This is a genomic window from Enterobacter sp. BIDMC93 (assembly GCF_001037805.1).
GTDB classification, from domain to species: Bacteria; Pseudomonadota; Gammaproteobacteria; order Enterobacterales; family Enterobacteriaceae; genus Enterobacter; species Enterobacter hormaechei_C.
This window is the reverse complement of the sequence record NZ_KQ089962.1, coordinates 2,978,677-2,996,281: the sequence shown is the minus strand read 5'-3', so window position 1 is coordinate 2,996,281 and position 17,605 is coordinate 2,978,677. Positions and strand designations below refer to the sequence as shown.

19 protein-coding genes are annotated in these 17,605 nt (G+C 55.7%); 6 read left to right on the top strand and 13 right to left on the bottom strand.

Annotated features, from left to right (window positions below):
* Nucleotides 1-69: 69 nt before the first annotated feature.
* The gene (locus tag SK58_RS13955) at nucleotides 70-1,323 is read right to left on the bottom strand and encodes an MFS transporter (protein WP_032670019.1); all 1,254 of its coding nucleotides are present in this window, start codon (nucleotides 1,321-1,323) and stop codon (nucleotides 70-72) included.
* Between the two features lie 121 nt (nucleotides 1,324-1,444).
* Between SK58_RS13955 and SK58_RS13950 the strand changes: the two genes are divergently transcribed.
* The 3 genes from SK58_RS13950 to bioD all read left to right on the top strand — a co-directional run bounded on the left by SK58_RS13950 (nucleotide 1,445) and on the right by bioD (nucleotide 4,517).
* Entirely contained in the window at nucleotides 1,445-2,350 is a 906-nt protein-coding gene (locus SK58_RS13950; protein ID WP_048220120.1) for a LysR family transcriptional regulator, read from the top strand.
* A gap of 121 nt (nucleotides 2,351-2,471) precedes the next feature.
* Entirely contained in the window at nucleotides 2,472-3,692 is a 1,221-nt protein-coding gene (gene mlc, locus SK58_RS13945) for a sugar metabolism global transcriptional regulator Mlc (protein WP_003857451.1), read from the top strand.
* A gap of 129 nt (nucleotides 3,693-3,821) precedes the next feature.
* Entirely contained in the window at nucleotides 3,822-4,517 is a 696-nt protein-coding gene (gene bioD, locus SK58_RS13940; RefSeq protein ID WP_015570628.1) for a dethiobiotin synthase, read from the top strand.
* On the opposite strand, the gene clcB is transcribed toward bioD, so the two are convergent.
* The 8 genes from clcB to SK58_RS13900 all read right to left on the bottom strand — a co-directional run bounded on the left by clcB (nucleotide 4,452) and on the right by SK58_RS13900 (nucleotide 12,814).
* Complete coding sequence (gene clcB / locus SK58_RS13935; RefSeq protein WP_048220119.1) at nucleotides 4,452-5,762, bottom strand: voltage-gated ClC-type chloride channel ClcB; 1,311 nt, start codon at nucleotides 5,760-5,762, stop codon at nucleotides 4,452-4,454. The two genes, bioD and clcB, sit on opposite strands and share 66 nt — an antisense overlap.
* A gap of 105 nt (nucleotides 5,763-5,867) precedes the next feature.
* The gene (gene osmV, locus SK58_RS13930; RefSeq protein WP_003857446.1) at nucleotides 5,868-7,016 is read right to left on the bottom strand and encodes an osmoprotectant ABC transporter ATP-binding protein OsmV; all 1,149 of its coding nucleotides are present in this window, start codon (nucleotides 7,014-7,016) and stop codon (nucleotides 5,868-5,870) included.
* Entirely contained in the window at nucleotides 7,016-7,663 is a 648-nt protein-coding gene (gene osmW, locus SK58_RS13925) for an osmoprotectant ABC transporter permease OsmW (RefSeq protein ID WP_006808875.1), read from the bottom strand. Before osmW ends, osmV begins: the two co-directional genes overlap by 1 nt.
* 8 nt (nucleotides 7,664-7,671) lie before the next feature.
* Nucleotides 7,672-8,571, bottom strand: a complete 900-nt coding sequence (gene osmX, locus SK58_RS13920; RefSeq protein WP_017694085.1) for an osmoprotectant ABC transporter substrate-binding protein OsmX — start codon at nucleotides 8,569-8,571, stop codon at nucleotides 7,672-7,674.
* A gap of 18 nt (nucleotides 8,572-8,589) precedes the next feature.
* Nucleotides 8,590-9,300 carry an osmoprotectant ABC transporter permease OsmY gene (gene osmY / locus SK58_RS13915; protein ID WP_003857442.1) on the bottom strand — a complete coding sequence of 237 codons (711 nt, stop codon included), beginning with the start codon at nucleotides 9,298-9,300 and terminating at the stop codon, nucleotides 8,590-8,592.
* Nucleotides 9,301-9,550: 250 nt separating this feature from the next.
* Nucleotides 9,551-10,300 (bottom strand): YoaK family protein, encoded by a 750-nt coding sequence (locus SK58_RS13910; protein ID WP_048220116.1) that lies wholly within the window; start codon nucleotides 10,298-10,300, stop codon nucleotides 9,551-9,553.
* 146 nt (nucleotides 10,301-10,446) lie between these two features.
* Nucleotides 10,447-11,631: an MFS transporter gene (locus tag SK58_RS13905; RefSeq protein ID WP_048220114.1), complete on the bottom strand. Its 1,185-nt coding sequence runs from the start codon at nucleotides 11,629-11,631 to the stop codon at nucleotides 10,447-10,449.
* Between the two features lie 55 nt (nucleotides 11,632-11,686).
* Nucleotides 11,687-12,814, bottom strand: coding sequence for an alpha/beta hydrolase (locus tag SK58_RS13900; RefSeq protein WP_032648188.1), 1,128 nt, complete (start codon nucleotides 12,812-12,814; stop codon nucleotides 11,687-11,689).
* Between the two features lie 114 nt (nucleotides 12,815-12,928).
* Between SK58_RS13900 and SK58_RS13895 the strand changes: the two genes are divergently transcribed.
* The 3 genes from SK58_RS13895 (at nucleotide 12,929) to SK58_RS13885 (ending at nucleotide 14,929) form a co-directional block, all read left to right on the top strand.
* The gene (locus SK58_RS13895; RefSeq protein WP_045615973.1) at nucleotides 12,929-13,813 is read left to right on the top strand and encodes a LysR family transcriptional regulator; all 885 of its coding nucleotides are present in this window, start codon (nucleotides 12,929-12,931) and stop codon (nucleotides 13,811-13,813) included.
* Nucleotides 13,814-13,898: 85 nt separating this feature from the next.
* The gene (gene catA / locus SK58_RS13890; protein WP_015570622.1) at nucleotides 13,899-14,576 is read left to right on the top strand and encodes a type A chloramphenicol O-acetyltransferase; all 678 of its coding nucleotides are present in this window, start codon (nucleotides 13,899-13,901) and stop codon (nucleotides 14,574-14,576) included.
* A 38-nt stretch (nucleotides 14,577-14,614) separates the two neighbouring features.
* Nucleotides 14,615-14,929, top strand: coding sequence for a hypothetical protein (locus SK58_RS13885; RefSeq protein WP_045339618.1), 315 nt, complete (start codon nucleotides 14,615-14,617; stop codon nucleotides 14,927-14,929).
* A gap of 114 nt (nucleotides 14,930-15,043) precedes the next feature.
* Here the strand turns inward: SK58_RS13885 and SK58_RS13880 are convergent, their stop codons facing one another.
* The 4 genes from SK58_RS13880 to SK58_RS13865 form a co-directional block, all read right to left on the bottom strand.
* Nucleotides 15,044-15,355: a YebG family protein gene (locus SK58_RS13880; protein ID WP_017384548.1), complete on the bottom strand. Its 312-nt coding sequence runs from the start codon at nucleotides 15,353-15,355 to the stop codon at nucleotides 15,044-15,046.
* Between the two features lie 109 nt (nucleotides 15,356-15,464).
* Complete coding sequence (gene dmsD, locus SK58_RS13875; RefSeq protein ID WP_015570619.1) at nucleotides 15,465-16,079, bottom strand: Tat proofreading chaperone DmsD; 615 nt, start codon at nucleotides 16,077-16,079, stop codon at nucleotides 15,465-15,467.
* Nucleotides 16,080-16,123: 44 nt separating this feature from the next.
* Nucleotides 16,124-16,978, bottom strand: a complete 855-nt coding sequence (locus SK58_RS13870) for a dimethyl sulfoxide reductase anchor subunit family protein (protein WP_047719426.1) — start codon at nucleotides 16,976-16,978, stop codon at nucleotides 16,124-16,126.
* Nucleotide 16,979: 1 nt separating this feature from the next.
* Entirely contained in the window at nucleotides 16,980-17,597 is a 618-nt protein-coding gene (locus SK58_RS13865) for a DMSO/selenate family reductase complex B subunit (RefSeq protein ID WP_017384545.1), read from the bottom strand.
* Nucleotides 17,598-17,605 lie beyond the last annotated feature (8 nt).

Sequence of the window (17,605 nt, the reverse complement as noted above, 5' to 3'; positions counted from 1 at the left end):
AGTCATTTAAAACGAAAGGCCATCAAATTTGGCCTTTCGTAATATGCAATATCGTCAGTTCAATTAAATTTAATGCAGTCGTTTATGCAGGCTCGCGCCCACCAGCAGTGCCGCGCACAACATCAGCGCGATAAATCCGCCCACGCCGTTCCAGCCGTAGTTATGCCAGAACACCCCGCCGAGCGTACCGGCTATGCTGGAACCGAGATAGTAACTGAACAGATACAGTGACGAAGCCTGACCTTTGGCGCGGCGCGCGCGTGGGCCAATCCAGCTGCTGGCAACGGAATGCGCGGCAAAGAATCCCGCAGAGAAGAGCAGCATTCCGGCAAAAATCAGCCACAGGGAAGAGAAAAGCGTCATCAGCAGTCCGACCAGCATCACGGCGGTGGAAACCAGCATCACCGGACCACGACCGAAGCGCGCGGTCATGGCGCCCGCTTTTGGCGAACTCCATGTCCCGGTGAGATATGCCACAGAGAGCAAACCCACCAATGCCTGACTAAGATGCCACGGTGAAAGCATCAGACGATAGCCGATGTAATTAAACAGCGTCACGAACGAGCCCATCAGCAGGAAACCGGTCAGGAACAAACGGGGCAGCCCTTGATCGCGCCAGTGCAGACGAAAGTTGATAAATAACGTTTTCGGACGCAGGGAGGTCGGGCGGAAATGGCGCGATTCCGGCAGGATTTTCCAGAACATCAGCGCCGAAGCGAGGGCGAAGCAGCCGATAACGGCCAGCGCAATGCGCCAGTTAAAGAAATCAGTAAACACACCGCTGAGCAGGCGTCCGCTCATCCCGCCGATAGAGTTCCCGCTAATGTATAGCCCCATGGAGAAGGCCACGAAGCTCGGGTGGATCTCCTCGCTGAGATAGGTCATCCCGACCGCCGCCACGCCGCTGAGGGATAACCCAATCAGCGCGCGCATGACCAGAATGCCGTGCCAGCTGGTCATCATGGTGGACAGCAAGGTACACACGGAGGCCAGCATTAACGCCGTTACCATGACCTGCTTACGTCCGATGGCATCCGAAAGTGGCCCGGTGAACAGCAGACCGATCGCCAGCATCCCGGTTGAAATGGAGAGCGAAATACTGCTGCTGGCTGGCGACACGCCAAATTCATGCGACAGGACCGGCAGGATCGGCTGAACGCAGTAGAGCAGGGCAAAAGTGGCGAGACCCGCTGAGAAGAGCGCCAGCGTGACGCGCATAAACTGGGGGGTACCACGTTTAATAAACTGAACCGGCTGCGGTGCTGCGGGTAAATCATCAATGTCGCTGGCCGGCGCGATATCAACGGTCGTTGTACGGCTCACACATAATCCTTGCATAAACATCCCCGTGGTTTCTGGTGACGGGTATGACCACAAGATTAGGGTAGGAAAATGTAAATATTCTGTCTAATATATTAATAATCTCAAATGATACTTTAAAAATATGAATATCGAGCTGCGCCATCTGCGCTATTTTGTCGCCGTCGCCGAAGAGCTGCATTTTGGTCGTGCGGCGGCAAGGCTGAATATCTCTCAGCCACCGCTAAGCCAGCAGATCCAGATCCTGGAGCAGCAGGTCGGGGCGCGTCTGCTGGCGCGAACCAACCGCAGCGTGAGCCTGACGGCGGCGGGAAAACAGTTTCTCGCCGATAGCCGGCAGATCTTGAGTATGGTGGAGGACGCCGCCGCCAGAGCGGAACGGCTTTATCTTGGGGAGACGGGGGAGCTGCGCATCGGGTTTACCTCATCGGCCCCCTTTATCAGCGCTGTTTCACAAACGCTATCCTCGTTTCGCCGTAACTTTCCGGATGTGCATATTCAGACGCGCGAAATAAATACCCGGGAGCAGATATCGCCGCTTAACGAAGGATCGCTCGACCTGGGGCTGATGCGTAACACGCAGTTGCCTGATACCCTGGCGTGGCAGGTGATCCTCCGCGAACCGCTGATGGCGATGATCCCCCGGGATCATCCGCTCGCCGCGCAGCACAGCGTCTCGCTGGCTGAACTGGTGAAAGAGCCGTTTGTCTTTTTTGACCCACAGGTGGGTACCGGGTTGTATGACGATATTCTTGGTCTGATGCGGCGATATGGCCTTGTCCCGACTATCGCGCAGGAGGTGGGGGAAGCCATGACGATCATTGGTCTCGTTGCCGCAGGGCTTGGCGTGTCGATTCTCCCGGCCTCATTTAAACGGGTACAACTGGCGGAAATGCGCTGGGTGAAGATAGCCGAGCAGGATGCAGTCTCAGAGATGTGGCTGGTGTGGTCTAAACATCATGAACAGAGCCATGCGGCACAGCGTTTCAAAGAACAATTAATTACCGCTTCTCGCGGGCGTTATTTATAGGGAAAAGTGGGCGAAAATGTGCAGTAAATCACATGGCTAAGTAAAAATTTGACGCCAGCCATTGAAGTGCTTCACCATAGCCCTCAGTTTATTTCGAAGCTCGAAAATAAGGGAGTACGAGGTGGTTGCTGATAGTCAGCCAGGGCATATCGATCAGATCAAGCAGACCAACGCGGGTGCCGTTTATCGCCTGATTGATCAGCTTGGTCCGGTTTCGCGTATCGATCTTTCGCGCCTGGCACAACTGGCACCCGCCAGTATTACCAAGATTGTCCGCGAAATGCTGGAAGCCCATCTGGTTCAGGAAACAGAAATTCAGGAGCCGGGCAGCCGTGGCCGTCCGGCGGTAGGGCTGGTGGTGGAAACGGAAGCCTGGCACTACCTGTCGCTGCGGATTAGCCGCGGGGAAATCTTCCTCGCGCTGCGCGACCTCAGCAGCAAGCTGGTGGTGGAGGACCGGCTGGAACTCCCGCTTAATGCAGAGCAACCACTTCTCGATGCCATTCTGACCCACATCGACCAGTTCTTTATTCGTCACCAGCAGCGTCTTGAACGTTTAACGGCGATTGCGATCACCCTGCCGGGAATTATTGATACCGAAAATGGCATTGTTCACCGCATGCCGTTTTATGAAAACGTCAAAGAGATGCCGCTGGGCGACGTGCTGGAAAACCACACCGGTGTGCCGGTCTACATTCAGCATGATATCAGCGCCTGGACGATGGCGGAGGCATTGTTTGGTGCCTCCCGGGGCGCGCGCGACGTAATTCAGGTGGTGATTGATCATAACGTTGGCGCAGGTGTGATCACCGACGGGCGTCTGTTGCATGCTGGCAGCAGTAGCCTGGTGGAGATCGGCCATACGCAGGTCGATCCGTACGGAAAACGCTGCTACTGCGGTAACCATGGCTGTCTGGAGACGATTGCCAGCGTCGAAAGCGTGCTGGAGCTGGCGCAGGTGCGGCTCAGCCAGTCGATGAGCTCCACGCTGCACGGTCAACCGTTAAGCGTCGAGGCACTGTGCGCTGCGGCAAGGCAGGGCGATCTGCTGGCGAAGGACATTATTACCGGCGTGGGCAATAATGTCGGGCGCATTCTGGCCATTATGGTGAACCTGTTTAACCCGCAAAAAATACTGATCGGCTCCCCGCTCAGCCAGGCGGCGGATATCCTCTTTCCGGCGATTTCCGCCTGCATCAATCAGCAGGCGCTTCCCGCGTACAGTAAAAACATCGTGGTCGAAAGTACGCAATTTTCCAACCAGGGTACGATGGCCGGCGCCGCGCTGGTAAAAGATGCGATGTACAACGGCTCGTTACTGATTCGTTTGCTACAGGGCTAACTCTTTTCCAGAGATGTACGAAAAATTGCGCTATCTCAAGCCCGGTAGCGCACGCATCCCGTAGACTTTCCCCACTGAATTATTTACCTGGTTTATATTTTGAAGCATACCCAAGAGGTGGAATGAGTCATGCTTAAGCGTTTCTTTATTACTGGTACGGATACGTCTGTCGGGAAGACAGTCGTATCCCGCGCGTTACTTCAGGCCCTGGCGGCAAGCGGTAAACGCGTTGCAGGATACAAGCCGGTTGCAAAAGGCAGTAAAGAGACGCCAGAAGGGCTGCGCAATAAGGATGCCCTGGTTCTGCAAAGCGTCTCGTCTCTGGAACTGCCTTATGATGCCGTTAATCCTATCGCCTTAAGCGAAGAGGAAAGCAGCGTCGCTCACAGTGGGCTTATCAACTACAGCCTGCTTTCTGATGGCCTGGCAAATCTGAGTGAAAAGGTTGACCACGTTGTCGTTGAAGGGACCGGCGGCTGGCGCAGCCTGATGAACGATTTACGTCCCCTTTCCGAATGGGTGGTGCAGGAGCAGTTGCCGGTGATTATGGTCGTGGGCATTCAGGAAGGGTGCATCAACCATGCCTTGCTGACGGCGCAGGCTATCGCTAATGACGGCCTGCCGCTGATTGGTTGGGTGGCGAACCGTATTAACCCGGGCCTTGCGCACTACGCTGAAATCATCGATGTGCTGAGCAAAAAGCTGCCTGGCCCGCTGGTGGGCGAACTGCCTTATCTGCCCCGCGCCGAGCAGCGCGAATTAGCGCACTACATCGATCTCTCGGCTTTCGGCGGTATGCTGGCCGTAGATCGAGTCGTGGCGTAGCGTTCTCGACAATACCGACGCCACAACACAGGCAACCAGCAAACCGGGAAGTAAAAAATACTGCCCGGTCATCTCACATACCATCAAGGCCGACATGATTGGCGCATGCGTTGTGGCGGCGAGCAGCGTCGCCATACCCGCCAGCCCGAGCAGGATCGCCGTCTCAGAGCCAGGAAACCACAGCGCAAAGATCTGCGCAAACAGCATTCCCGTTGCCATACGGACAAACAAGGTTGGCGTGAACACGCCTCCCGGCGCGCCGGACCCGCTGCTTGCCAGCACCGCCAGCAGTTTGCAAATAAAGACGCCAGCAATCACCGACAGCAGCGGCGGCGACTGCAAAAACGCCTGAACCACGCTATAGCCATTCCCCCATACCTTCGGCGTCAGCAGCGACAGCAGCCCGACGATCAGACCACCCAGCGCCAGCTGCCACGGCGGTGAAAGTTTGAGACGCAGAAACAGCCTGTGGCTGGCCGCCATCAGCCACATCAGCAGCGGGCCGCAAACGCCAGCCAGCAGACCCACGCCAACGATCAGGAAATAATCCACCGCCGTAAGCATCTCGCTGAGATGGACATCATATAGCGTATTCGCGCCGGGACTTAACAGGCGCGTGGTCAGCAGGGCCACTACAGCAGCAATCACCACCGGGCCGAGGGAGGCCAGCATCAGCGTGCCAAACAGGATCTCTGCGATAAACAGGCTGCCCGCCAGCGGCGCATGATAGGCGCTGGCCATCCCGGCGGCGGCACCGCAGGCGATCCACAGTTTCCATTCGGATTTCGGCGTACAACGTTGTGCAAAAAAGGAGGCGGCGAGGGCGGCAAGCAGGATCATGGCGCCTTCACGGCCGATGGCGCTGCCGCTGGCGACCACCAGCAACGACGCGAGGGATTTCACCAGGCTGGCGCCGTAATCAAACTGGCCGTCACCCGTCTCAAGCGCTTCCATATAATCGGTGGGGGCGTGGGGACGTTGTGCCGTCATGCGCTGCCATCCCCACAGTAGCATTCCCGCGGCCAGACCACCCAGCGCAGGCGTCAGCGCCCGCCGCCAGGGCGATAACGCGGCTGCGGCGTTCACCAGACTTCCGCTTTCGTTGCTGAGAAATAGCCACTCCAGCAGATACATGCTGTGGCGGAACACCGCAACGGCCAGCGCCGCCAGCACGCCGGTGACGGTAGCAATCAGGAGACGACGAAACATCGCTCGGATGTCGGGGTAAGCGTGAAGACGTTGCATGAAGTCGTGATTTAACGGGGACGATACAATATTGTGGCGGTAAATCGGGAGGTTAGCAAAAGGTATGCGTGCGGAAAAAGGCCGGGCAGTACCCGGCCTGAATGCTTAACTCTCGCTATGAATATTCAACGCCCGGCGCGTACGCCCTGAGCTCAAATACTCCGCAATATAATCCTGGGATATTTCGCCGTTATAGCGTCCGTCCTCGTCCACAATCGGCATCCAGCTGGTGTTGCTCTCATACAGGCGAGAAAGCACCACGCGCAGGTTATCCTCGGCCTTACCGGTCATGCGGAACGGATGCAGAATATCCCCGCAGCTGCCGCTGGCATTACGCGCTTCGCGGCGCTTCACAAAGCCGAGCGGTTTGCCGTGCTCATCAACCACGGTAATGGCGCGAATATCGTTGTCATCCATGGTGGCGAAGGCCTCCGGCAACGGCGTCGATTCGCGTACCGTAATCGTCGGCTGCTGGTCGGTGACGTCGCCCGCCGATACCAGCAGCAGGCGTTTCAACGTCCGGTCCTGACCAACAAACGAGCCAACAAACTCATTCGCGGGTTTCGCCAGCAGCTCGTCCGGGCTGGCGCACTGCACGATACGTCCCTGACGGAAGACGGCAATACGGTCGCCCAGCTTCAGCGCTTCGTCAATATCGTGGCTCACCAGCATCACGGTCTTTTTCAGCTTGCGCTGCATCTCCAGGAACTGGTTCTGGATCACCTCACGGTTAATCGGGTCGACCGCGCCGAACGGTTCATCCATCAGCAGGACCGGAGGATCCGCTGCCAGCGCGCGGATGACGCCGATACGCTGCTGCTGACCGCCGGACATTTCGCGCGGATAGCGGTGAAGGAATTTATGCGGATCCATTGCCACCATATCCATCAGCTCTTCGGCACGGGATTTACAGCGCGCTTTATCCCAGCCCAGCATGCGCGGCACGACGGTAATGTTCTCTTCGATGGTCATGTTGGGGAACAGGCCAATTTGCTGGATCACGTAGCCAATGTTGCGACGCAGGGTCACGGTGTCCATTCCGCTGGTGTCTTCGCCGTTAATCAGGATCGTCCCGCTGCTTGGCGTAATGAGACGGTTGATCATCTTCAGGGTAGTGGTTTTCCCGCAGCCGGACGGGCCGAGCAGCACGCACATTTCCCCTTCAGGCACGTTCAGGTTGACGTTGTCGACGGCCTTAAACGTCTGGCCGTGTTTCTGTGAAAATTGTTTGGTGAGGTTTTCCAGTTTTATCATTATCGAATCCCCTTCGGAGTCAGTACCACCTGCAAACGGTGCAGCAACCAGTCGAGCACAATCGCTAAAAGACAAATCATCAGCGCGCCCGCAATCAACATACGAATATCACTCCCGCCAATACCGTTAAGCAGCAGCAGGCCCAGCCCGCCCGCGCCGATCACGGCGGCAATCGCCATGACGCCGATGTTCATCACCACGGCGGTGCGGATGCCGCCAAAAATCACCGGCAACGCCATCGGGATTTCCACCCAGCGCAGACGCTGCCAGAAGGTCATGCCGATGCCGCGTCCCGCTTCACGCAGGCCCGGCGGCAGGCTGTCGAGCGCCGTGTGGGTGTTACGCACAATCGGCAGCAGCGAATAGAGGAACACCGCCGTAATCGCGGGCAGGGCGCCAATGCCCTGACCGATCAGCGAAAAGAGCGGGATCATCAGGCCGAAAAGCGCAATTGACGGGATGGTGAGCACAATGGTGGCAATCCCCAGCACCGGCGTTGCCAGCCATTTATGGCGGACAATTAAAATGCCCAGCGGCACGCCAATAATAATCGCCAGGCCCACGGCGAGCGCCACCAGCCACAGGTGTTGCAGCGTCAGGGTTAAGAGATAGTCCCAGTTGTCGAGAATATAGTGAATCGTCTCCATAGCGCCTCCTACAGCAACTGTTTGCTACGCAGGAAATCACGGGCGACCTGCTGCGGTGACTGATGGTCGATATCCACCTTCTTATTCAGTTCGGTGATAACGTCGTTATTGAGCTGGGCTGAAAGGGTGTTCAGCGCCTCCTCCAGCCCCGGATTAGCCTCCAGCGTGTCTTTCCGAACAACTGGCGTCACGGCATAACTCGGGAAGAAGCCTTTATCATCTTCCAGCACTTTAAGATCGAAGCCCTTTACGCGCCCGTCGGTGGTGTAGATCAGCCCCGCATCGACAAACCCGTCGCGCACCGCGTTATAGACCAGGCCCGGATCCATCTGGCGGATCTGCGGGCGGTCCAGCTCCATGTTGTAGGCTGCCTGCAACGGTTTCATCCCGTCGCTGCGCCCGGCAAATTCCAGGTCAAGGCCCAGCAACCAGTTGTTATCCGGATCGGTTTTACGGATCTGCTCAATCTTTGCCACCATCTCAGACATGGTATTGATATGTTCAGCCTCGGCGCGCTTGCGCTGCATGGCAAAGGCATAGGTATTGTTCATATCGGCAGGTTTAAGCCACACCAGACCGTGCTTCGCATCGAGGCGTTTCACCGTCTCGTACGATTCCTGCGGCGACATGCGTTTGTTGATGTGGTTGAAGATGATCAGCGAGGTGCCGGTATACTCCCAGGTCATATCAATCTGCTTGTTGATCATCGCGTTACGGGAAATCACCGTTGCAATATTGGTCTGAGGCTGTACCTGAAACCCTTTCTTTTGCAGATACTGCACGGTCATGGCCGAGAGAATGTGCTGCTCGGTAAAGCTCTTGGTTGCCAGGATCAGCGGTGCGGCGAGCGCCTGGCTGGTGAAGAGCGCGGCGGCGCATAGCGCCGTCAGGCCGGAAAACAGTCTCATAGAAGCTCCTTGTTATAATTATCGCGCGAGATGCGGGCTCAGTAATCGGCCCAGTGCCGCCAGCAGCGTATCCAGAATCAGGGCGAACAGAGCGGTGGCCGCCGCGCCCAGGATCAGCGTCGGGAAATCATTCAGATAGATCCCAGGGAAAATCAGCTCGCCGTAGCTGCTGGCGCCAATCAGGAATGCCAGCGGTGCGGTACCGACGTTAATCGCAGTGGCAATGCGAATACCAGAAAGCATCACCGGCCACGCGTTAGGGATCTCAACCTGACGCAGGCGCTGCCATTTGGTCATGCCGATACCGTTTGCCGCTTCCAGCAACGACGCGGGAACAGAGCACAGCCCGGCATAGGTGTTACGCACAATCGGCAGCAGAGAGGCCAGAAAGAGGGCGATAATGGCCGGTTTATCACCGATGCCAATCACCACCATCGCCAGTGCCAGAACGGCCAGCGGCGGCAGGGTGTTGCCCACGTTAAAGATTTGCATCACATATTCGGCGATACCACGCGCGGCCGGACGGCTCAGCAGAATACCGCTTGGAATGCCCACCAGCAGGGCAAAGAACATGGATGAAAAGACCAGAATCAGGTGCTGTTGCCCGAGGTAAATCAGGTCAACCTGACGCGCCTTAATCGTCTCCAGTCCAATTCCCCAGGTGAGGAGAGCGAGAACCACGATAATCGCGCCGACAAAAAGCAGCGAACGTTTAAGTAATGGGTGCATTGCGGTGTGTCTCCCTGTGCGCATGCGTTATAGCAACCACCGGTTGCCTGTTGTTATGCCATGTTTCGGCAGGGGTACTTCACCTATAGCAAGCGAAACGGAAGGGTTCCAGCGAAGGGGGTAAATCAGTAACCCTATGAAATTAGTGACAACCTGAGTGAAGCCTTATGGCATAAGGGCTGTCAGTGGGCAGGCAGAATAGTCTTAAAGAAGCACGCCTTACGTGACAACGTCACATAAGGCGTGCTGATTATACCTGTCGACTGAGCGCGGCGCGCACCTTGCGTACGCGCCACGAAATGCGGACGATAGAGAAGGCGGCGACGATTACCAGCAACAGGCCCAGCGCCAGCATCGCGTGGAATCCAAACTCTCTGAACAGGATCAGCCCCACGATCCCGCCGCTGATAAAGGAGAAAAGGGTAGTTAAATGGGTCTTGAGCTGACTCTTTTGCGCGGCCGTATCTTTGGAGTAATCCCGGCGCAGCATGGCGACCATAACGGAGGCTAGCGAAATGCCCGCATCGGTCAGCGTGCCGGTGATGTGCGTGGATCTCACCCGACCGCCGGATAGTTGAGTGGAGGTGGAATTATGAATTCCCATCAACCCGCACAGGAAAATAATAATCTCCTGATTCGTGGCGAAGGAGTGAAAATACATTTCGTACAGGGATACCCCGGCCAGTAATAGCCCTTCAACAAACAGAACCTGGCTGAATACCAGCCTGACGTTATGGATAATCCCCCAGATAACAATAATCCGCGCAGCGATGGCGCCTGAGACAAACGAAAGAATAATGGCGCCAAAGAAAAGAATATCGCTGAGATCGGTGGAGGAAACTTCGCTGGATAGCTGCGAGGTATTGCCCGTCATATGCGAGGGAAAAAAACCGAACGCGCCCAGCGCAATGGCATTCAGCAGTCCCGCGGAGGTCGCCAGCCAGAGGGCAAGACGACGATCCTCCTGATGCGTTCGTTCTTTCTTTAATTTAATCAGCAAAGAATACCTCCGGTTTGAGCTTTGCCTGAACGCTCAAGCTAACAAAGCGATGTCGCTGGCTGACCAGGATATTGCTTAATTATTATTTCAACGGGAGGTGAGCGAGGTTTTGTAATTAAATAAAACAACCCTGTTAATATAATGCCTTATTTCCGATGGCGCGACGTCGTAAAAGTCAGCACCCCTGCACTCAGGAGTAATATGCTGCTTAAAGCGAAGGTGCTCTGCCAGCCAAAGGTATCAAACACCACGCCACCCGCCGTTGAGCCAAGCGCAATGGAGAGTTGGATCACCGCGACCATTAGCCCGCCGCCAGCCTCGGCATCTTCCGGTAACGTACGGGCTATCCACGTCCACCAGCCCGTGGGGGCCGCAGTTGCCAGCATTCCCCAGAAACCTAACAGCAGGGCCACGATCCACAGGCTGTCCCCGGTGAGCATTAATACCCCTGCAATCAGCGCCATAAGCAGCGGTATGGCCATTAAGGTGAGGTAAAACGCGGCATTCAGGACCAGCGCGACGATCAGCGTGCCGATGAAACCTGCGATACCGATAGTGAGCAGGATCAGCGATAAGCCGGAAGGACTGACGTGGGTGACGGTTTCGAGGACGGGGCGCACATAGGTAAATAACGCAAACTGTCCCATGAAGAACAGGCCGCACGCCATCAGACCCACCGAAACCGCAGGCTGGTGGAGCAGGCGAAATACGCTTTTACGTGGCGACGGCCGCTGGTTCCCGCCCATGTTGGGCAGGCTAAAATATTGCCAGATGAACGCCACAATCGCCACGGGAACCAGGCAAAGAAACGCGCCACGCCAGCCAATGGTCGAGCCGAGATAACTGCCCAGCGGGGCGGCGACCACCGTCGCCAGCGCGTTGCCGCCGTTAAAAATCGCCAGCGCACGAGAGACCTGATGCTGAGGCACCAGCCGAATGGCGGTGGCAGCAGACATCGACCAGAAACCGCCGATGGCGATGCCGATCAGCGCCCGGCCTGCCATATACATCAAAGCGTTTGGGGCGAAGGCGATAATGATCCCTGACAGCGCCATCAGGACGGTCATGCCTGAAAGAAGATGTTTGCGATTCATATTCCCGGCAAGCCGGGAAAGAAAAAGGCTGGTCAGGACAGCCAGCGCACCAGAGAGGGCGATCCCCTGGCCAGCCGTCCCCTCTGTCACCCCTAAATCTCTGGCGAGGGGCGTGAGCAGACTGACGGGCATAAATTCCGAGGCAATGAGGACAAAAACGCACAGGGTCATGGCAAAAATACCGCCCCAGTGTGCACGCTCAGCATCACGGGATGAGGTTTGATTCAGTGTGGACATTAGTGTAATTCACGGCGAAGAGAAGATAAGCCCCTGATTGCCGGGGCTAAGAGAATTAATCCAGACTGGTTTTGAAAAACTGCCCGAACTGCGCGAACGGGATTTTCCCTGCGACGTTATCGTAGAGATCAACGTGATTCGCACCGGGAACAATCACCAGTTCTTTCTGTTTGCTGCCGACAGCTTTAAACGCATCTTCCGCAAAATAACGTGAGTGCGCGTTTTCACCGGTCACAATCAGCGTTGGGATGGTGATCTCCCCGGCATAGCTCAGCAGCGGCATATTCATAAAGGACAACGGCATGGTCGCGGTCCATGCGCCGGTGGAGTTTACGGAACGGGCATGGAAGCCGCGCGGCATACGGTAGTAATCATAGAACTCTTTCAGTACCGGATGCGGATCGGCGGGCAATGCTTCCGGCAGAATACGCCCGGCCGCCGTTACCTTACCGTTTTCATCGACATAAATATCGTGGCCGCCATGGGCGAAGGTGCCGCTTTCAGCATCTTTCCAGCGTTGCGCGTTCAGATACTGCAACACGGCCCGGCGATCGGCCGCTGAATAACGATCTTTCCCGTCGCCCACGCCGTGACCCATCGCGCGGCTCATATCGTACATTACGCTGGTGGCGACCGCCTTCACGCGGGTATCCATGGATGCCGCGTTCAGCGCCATACCACCCCAGCCGCAGATCCCGAGAATGCCGATACGGTTACGGTCGACTTCTTTCTGTAATCCGAGGAAATCCACTGCGGCGCTAAAGTCTTCGGTGTTGATGTCAGGGGAGGCAACGTTACGCGGCTGGCCGCCGCTTTCACCCGTGTAGGATGGGTCGAAGGCCAGGGTCACGAACCCCTGTTCAGCCAGAGTCTGGGCGTAAAGACCACTGGATTGTTCTTTTACCGCACCGAACGGTCCACTGACGGCAATCGCCGCCAGCTTCTGGTCGCCGCTGTTCCTGGGAATGTACAGATCGCCGACCAGGGTGATCCCGTATCGGTTCTCGAACGTCACCTTGCGGTGGTCGACTTTATTGCTCTCGGCGAAGGTCTTATCCCAGGTTGTCACCATCGAAACGGGGGCGGCAGGATTTCGTGTTTCTGCATAACTCATTGTTGTCACTCCACTTAATGATGCGCATAGCAGCAGCGCAACGGACAGTTTTTGGGTGAATGTTTGCATAAGAGGTACCGTGTGTTGTTGTAATGCGGTCATTATAGTTAGCAGAAATAGTGCTGATTAGAGGCCAAAGGCTGCTAGGATTAATATCATATTGTTATGAATTGATGAGGCATGATGGCGAAGCGGGAAAACTACAATGAGCTGTATCTGTTTATCCAGGTGGTGCGGGAGGGAAGCTTCACGGCAGCCGCGCAACGGCTCGGGCTGGCACAATCCGGGATCAGTCGATCGGTTCGCGAGCTGGAAGAGCGGCTGGGCGTTCGGCTTCTGGTGCGTACAACGCGCAAACTGTCGCTGACCCACGCCGGGGAGCAACTTTACCAGACCGCTGGTTCAGCCTTTGATGCGCTCGATACCGGGCTGACCAGACTGGCGCATTACCGCCAGACGCCATCCGGCACGGTGCGCATTAATGCCAGCCAGCACGCCATCGAAAAATGCCTGCTGCCAAAGCTCGCTATCTTCAAACAGCGTTACCCGGATATCCGTCTGGAATTGATGAATGAGAGCCGGTTTGTGGATATCATTGCCGAGCGATTCGACGCGGGCGTCCGGCTTGGGCCGGAGGTGGGACAAGGAATGATTGCCGTGCGCATCACGCCCGATATGGAGATGGCTGTGGTTGCCGCTCCGGCGCATTTTCGGCGCTATGGTTTCCCGCAGACGCCCGCCGATCTGGATGCTCATCCCTGCATTGCCTACCAGTTTGCCGACGGTAACCACTATCAATGGGAGCTTGTTCAGGACGGGAAGCATGTTACTCACCGCCCGGAGGGACAATGGGCCTTTTCCGACAGCTACATGGAGGCCGAAGCGGCCCGGCTGGGACTCGGGCTGGCCTATGTCCCGGTTGAGCTGGTGGCTGACGATCTGGAGCGTGGCGCGCTTATACGCGTCTTACAGCGCTACAGCCTGCGGATGGACGGACTGTACCTCTATTATCCACACCGCAACGTATCCCCGGCGCTGAGAGCGGTGATTGATACGCTGAAAATTTAGGGTGCCTCTTCGCTACGGTCTATACAGCCCCTACGTTTGTGATACGCTACTATTTTATATAGCGCAGCTCAACTAAGGCTCTGAAATGACAAAAATAATGCCAGAATATACGGTAGTTGACTTATCACGTTGGGCAAGAAAGGAACACTTTGAAGTATTTCAGGGCTTTGCTCAATCTACATTTAACCAAACGGTTCAGCTGGACATTACCGTGCTGCTAAAGCATATCAAAGAGGTTGGCTGGAAATTTTATCCTGCGATTATTTCCCTTATTTCTGACGTCGTAAACCGGCATCCGGAATTCCGTATGGCCATGAAGGATGATGAGCTTGTAATATGGAATGAGGTTCATCCAAGCTATACCCTTTTCCATAAAGAAACGGAGACATTTTCATCGTTATGGAGTCATTACGATGGAAATATTCACCATTTTCAGCGCGTTTATGCAGAAGATGTTGCCCGCTATGGCAATATCCTTGCTTACTGGCCTAAAGAAGAGTCCCGGGAGAATATATTCTTCATATCGGATATTCCGTGGGTCAGCTTTAGCAGTTTCAACGTCAACGTCGCTAACATGCGGAATTTTTTTGCGCCCATGTTCACGTTTGGAAAATACTATAACCAGGATGGAAAGGTCTTGTTGCCTTTCGCCGTTCAGGTCCATCATTCTGTCTGTGACGGTTTCCATGTGGCCAGGCTGATCAACGAGTTACAAGAGTTGTGTGATAATTTACCGCACCATTCAGAGGCGCTCAACGTGTGATTCACGTGTTTTTAACATACGCCTGACGAGGGGAAATAATGGAACCGAATTTTACGCCAGAACAGATTGAAATGATTAACCGCATTGTTTTCGAGCAGATCGAGATCATGCATGAGAAAGTAGCTGAAATAATCGCAGATACAGAGACGGTGGCGCATCAGCGCCTGAAGGATAACGGGATCACTATGACAGATTTCTATCCTGCAAATAAAAACTTCCTGATGATGACACTTGTACAGGATCTGATAGATAAAGTGCACGGGGGCGATAAGGACCTGGCCAAAACAATGATAACCATGGAAGCAAAAAGGCTGAATATCAGCGTAAACGTTGAGGCGGACAAATCAAGATAACAGGACGTATTTTCAGGGTTACGGTTGATGAATATAAGGTTCAGCCGACCTTAATAAAGCCGCGAGCCGTTTCCGGCCCGCGGCGGAAGGACAGGTGATTAGACGTTCTGACGATCAGGCGGCTTTGACGGCCCGGATTTTTTTGCTGCTGTCCGCATCTGATGCTGTTTTATCCGTTTCAGCATTGAGCTCGGGAAGCTTGCTGGTACGCAGGATATGCTGCACGGACTCTTTCTGCTCGGCGAGATAAAGACCAAGGTTCTCCGCCTGCGTTTCATCCATCTGCATTCCACTTTGCAACAGCCAGTCGGTAAACGCTTCTGCCATATCGAGCAGTTTGTCGTGAGCGTCAGCCTCTTTCTTACTGGCAAATGTCATTTTTTCTTCACCTTTTCTTACGACAACAAATTTTGTTTCAACAGCCATTGTGCACCCCTGTATACTGTAATTATATACAGTATAGCAGTTGTGACGTTGTGTTGCAGCAAAAATGTGCGAGCCTGGCCTGCACAACGGGTGGACAAGCCAGGTGCTGTTATCGGTACAGCGTTTTTTCGGCAATCGGGATCAGCAAAGTGGACTGCCATTCCGCCAGCGTCAGCTGGGCAAGTTTACCCAGCGCGGTGTAGAACGGATGGGCCGCGTTTTCAACGAATACGCTAAGGAAACGCGTGCTCCATGGCAGCAGATGCCAGGCAAGAAGCTGGTCGCGTTCTGTTTCGCGACCGTTCTCGGCAAGCCATGCCGCCAGCATCAGCAACGTTCCGAAATGATCTTCGGGCTCATTCTGCTGCATCTCAAAGGCGATATGGTTTTCACGCATCCACTGACGCAACGCGAGGGTCGAATCGCCAAACAGCACGGACTCGCGATCAAGCCAGACCGAGCCCCACGGGGGGGCGGGCAGGGCATACGGGCCAATAAACAGACGCTGCCAGGCGTCTTTCAACGCTTCATCCGATGGGGTCTTAAACATACTGGCGACAGGCAGCAGATTTTCCTCCGCCAGCGGCCAGTCCTGAACCCAGTCACCTGCGGTCAGGGCACTCACCAGCGGCGCGGTCTGCTCGCTGTCTGGAGCGAAATAAAACAGCGCGCCCAGTACCCGGGCGCTGAACGCGAACGATTCGCGGTGTGAGACGTCATTCATTACAACTTTCCTTACTTGCGCGCGGGTAGCCCCGCGCACCTGTGTTAACCTGCAATTGCTAACCCTGCGGTCATATGCAGACCATAAAATAGCCCACGGCCAATCAGTTCACCCAGCGCCACCAGCACGACACCTGCAAACAGGCCGAGCGTTTTTGGCTCCTGACGACGAATCAGCGGGCAGATCCAGCAGCCTAAACCCGCCGCCAGCAGCGCGATGCGCCATACCTGAAGCGAACCATAATCCGGAAGCAGGGCGTTAGCCTGCTGGATGGAACTCTGTATTGTCCCCAGCGTATTGCTTTGCAACACGACGACCGCCACGCAGACGATAAGTGCCAGTACGCTGACAGACGCGGCAAGAGTGCCTTTGAATGTCACGTTTGCGGCGCGCAGCAGCAGTGCAGCCAGCAGAGGACCAGCAAGGACCATCGTCAGGAAGAAGCTCAGCGTGGTGTAACCCGTATACCAGGTCGGGACAGTCTCAATCTGATAGACCCGGGTCATCGCCCAGACAAAAACGATGCCCAGGATCTGGCTGACAACCAGCCAGATTTTGCCCAAAGCTGGGGGCATTTTACCGATAACCGACACCAGCCACCAGAAACCGCCCACGGCAAAGAAGATCGAACCCGCCGCGATCTCATTACTCAGCGCTGACGCGCCCACGCGGTTAAGCGAGTTGAAGGCACGCAGCGGGGAGCCAAGATGCAGTACCGAGGCCATAAACCCAATACCCATTACCAGCCAGAGAAAAAACAGGCTGCGCACGATGCGCATTCTGGCCTTGTCATCATTTTCCTTAAGCCAGACGAAGCCCATCACGATTAACGCGCCGGCCACGCACTGCCCGAAAACGGTGAAGATCACCAGCGGCCATTCATGCCATCCACTTCCCATCTCACACCTCCTTCGGGTTTGCCAGGTAGCCGGTGGTGTCACCCGTCGGACGGCTGTTGGCGTTAGGTTTAATCACAATACTCGGCTTCGTGAAGTGCGCAGACGGCAGCGGCGCGACGGCAGCAAGCTGACCGTGTTTTTTGCGCAGCTCCTCAATCGGGCCAAAGTCCAGCGCGCGCAGCGGGCAGGACTCGACGCAGATGGGCTTTTTGCCGTCCGCCACGCGGCTGTGGCAGCCGTCGCACTTGGTCATGTGACCTTTGGCGGCATTGTACTGCGGCGCGCCGTACGGGCAGGCCATGTGGCAGTAGCGACAGCCGATGCAGACATCCTCGTCCACCACCACAAAACCGTCGTCGCGCTTGTGCATTGCCCCGCTCGGGCAGACCTTGGTGCAGGCCGGATCTTCGCAGTGGTTGCAGGCAATCGACAGATAATAGGCGAAGACATTCTGATGCCAGACGCCGTTGTCCTCCTGCCAGTCGCCGCCCGCATATTCATAAATACGCCGGAAGCTGACGTCCGGGGTCAGGTCTTTGTAATCCTTGCAGGCCAGCTCGCAGGTTTTACACCCGGTGCAGCGGCTGGAATCAATAAAAAATCCATACTGGGTAGTCATCGGTTAAT

Bases quoted from the DNA above. Each gene is read 5' to 3' on its own strand.
- SK58_RS13950 (WP_048220120.1), top strand. From the start codon at position 1,445: ATGAATATCGAGCTGCGCCATCTGCGCTATTTTGTCGCCGTCGCCGAA.
- bioD (WP_015570628.1), top strand. From the start codon at position 3,822: ATGCTTAAGCGTTTCTTTATTACTGGTACGGATACGTCTGTCGGGAAG.
- clcB (WP_048220119.1), bottom strand. From the start codon at position 5,762: ATGCAACGTCTTCACGCTTACCCCGACATCCGAGCGATGTTTCGTCGT.
- osmV (WP_003857446.1), bottom strand. From the start codon at position 7,016: ATGATAAAACTGGAAAACCTCACCAAACAATTTTCACAGAAACACGGC.
- osmW (WP_006808875.1), bottom strand. From the start codon at position 7,663: ATGGAGACGATTCACTATATTCTCGACAACTGGGACTATCTCTTAACC.
- osmX (WP_017694085.1), bottom strand. From the start codon at position 8,571: ATGAGACTGTTTTCCGGCCTGACGGCGCTATGCGCCGCCGCGCTCTTC.
- osmY (WP_003857442.1), bottom strand. From the start codon at position 9,300: ATGCACCCATTACTTAAACGTTCGCTGCTTTTTGTCGGCGCGATTATC.
- SK58_RS13905 (WP_048220114.1), bottom strand. From the start codon at position 11,631: ATGTCCACACTGAATCAAACCTCATCCCGTGATGCTGAGCGTGCACAC.
- SK58_RS13900 (WP_032648188.1), bottom strand. From the start codon at position 12,814: ATGCAAACATTCACCCAAAAACTGTCCGTTGCGCTGCTGCTATGCGCA.
- SK58_RS13895 (WP_045615973.1), top strand. From the start codon at position 12,929: ATGGCGAAGCGGGAAAACTACAATGAGCTGTATCTGTTTATCCAGGTG.
- catA (WP_015570622.1), top strand. From the start codon at position 13,899: ATGACAAAAATAATGCCAGAATATACGGTAGTTGACTTATCACGTTGG.
- SK58_RS13885 (WP_045339618.1), top strand. From the start codon at position 14,615: ATGGAACCGAATTTTACGCCAGAACAGATTGAAATGATTAACCGCATT.
- SK58_RS13880 (WP_017384548.1), bottom strand. From the start codon at position 15,355: ATGGCTGTTGAAACAAAATTTGTTGTCGTAAGAAAAGGTGAAGAAAAA.
- dmsD (WP_015570619.1), bottom strand. From the start codon at position 16,079: ATGAATGACGTCTCACACCGCGAATCGTTCGCGTTCAGCGCCCGGGTA.
- SK58_RS13870 (WP_047719426.1), bottom strand. From the start codon at position 16,978: ATGGGAAGTGGATGGCATGAATGGCCGCTGGTGATCTTCACCGTTTTC.
- SK58_RS13865 (WP_017384545.1), bottom strand. From the start codon at position 17,597: ATGACTACCCAGTATGGATTTTTTATTGATTCCAGCCGCTGCACCGGG.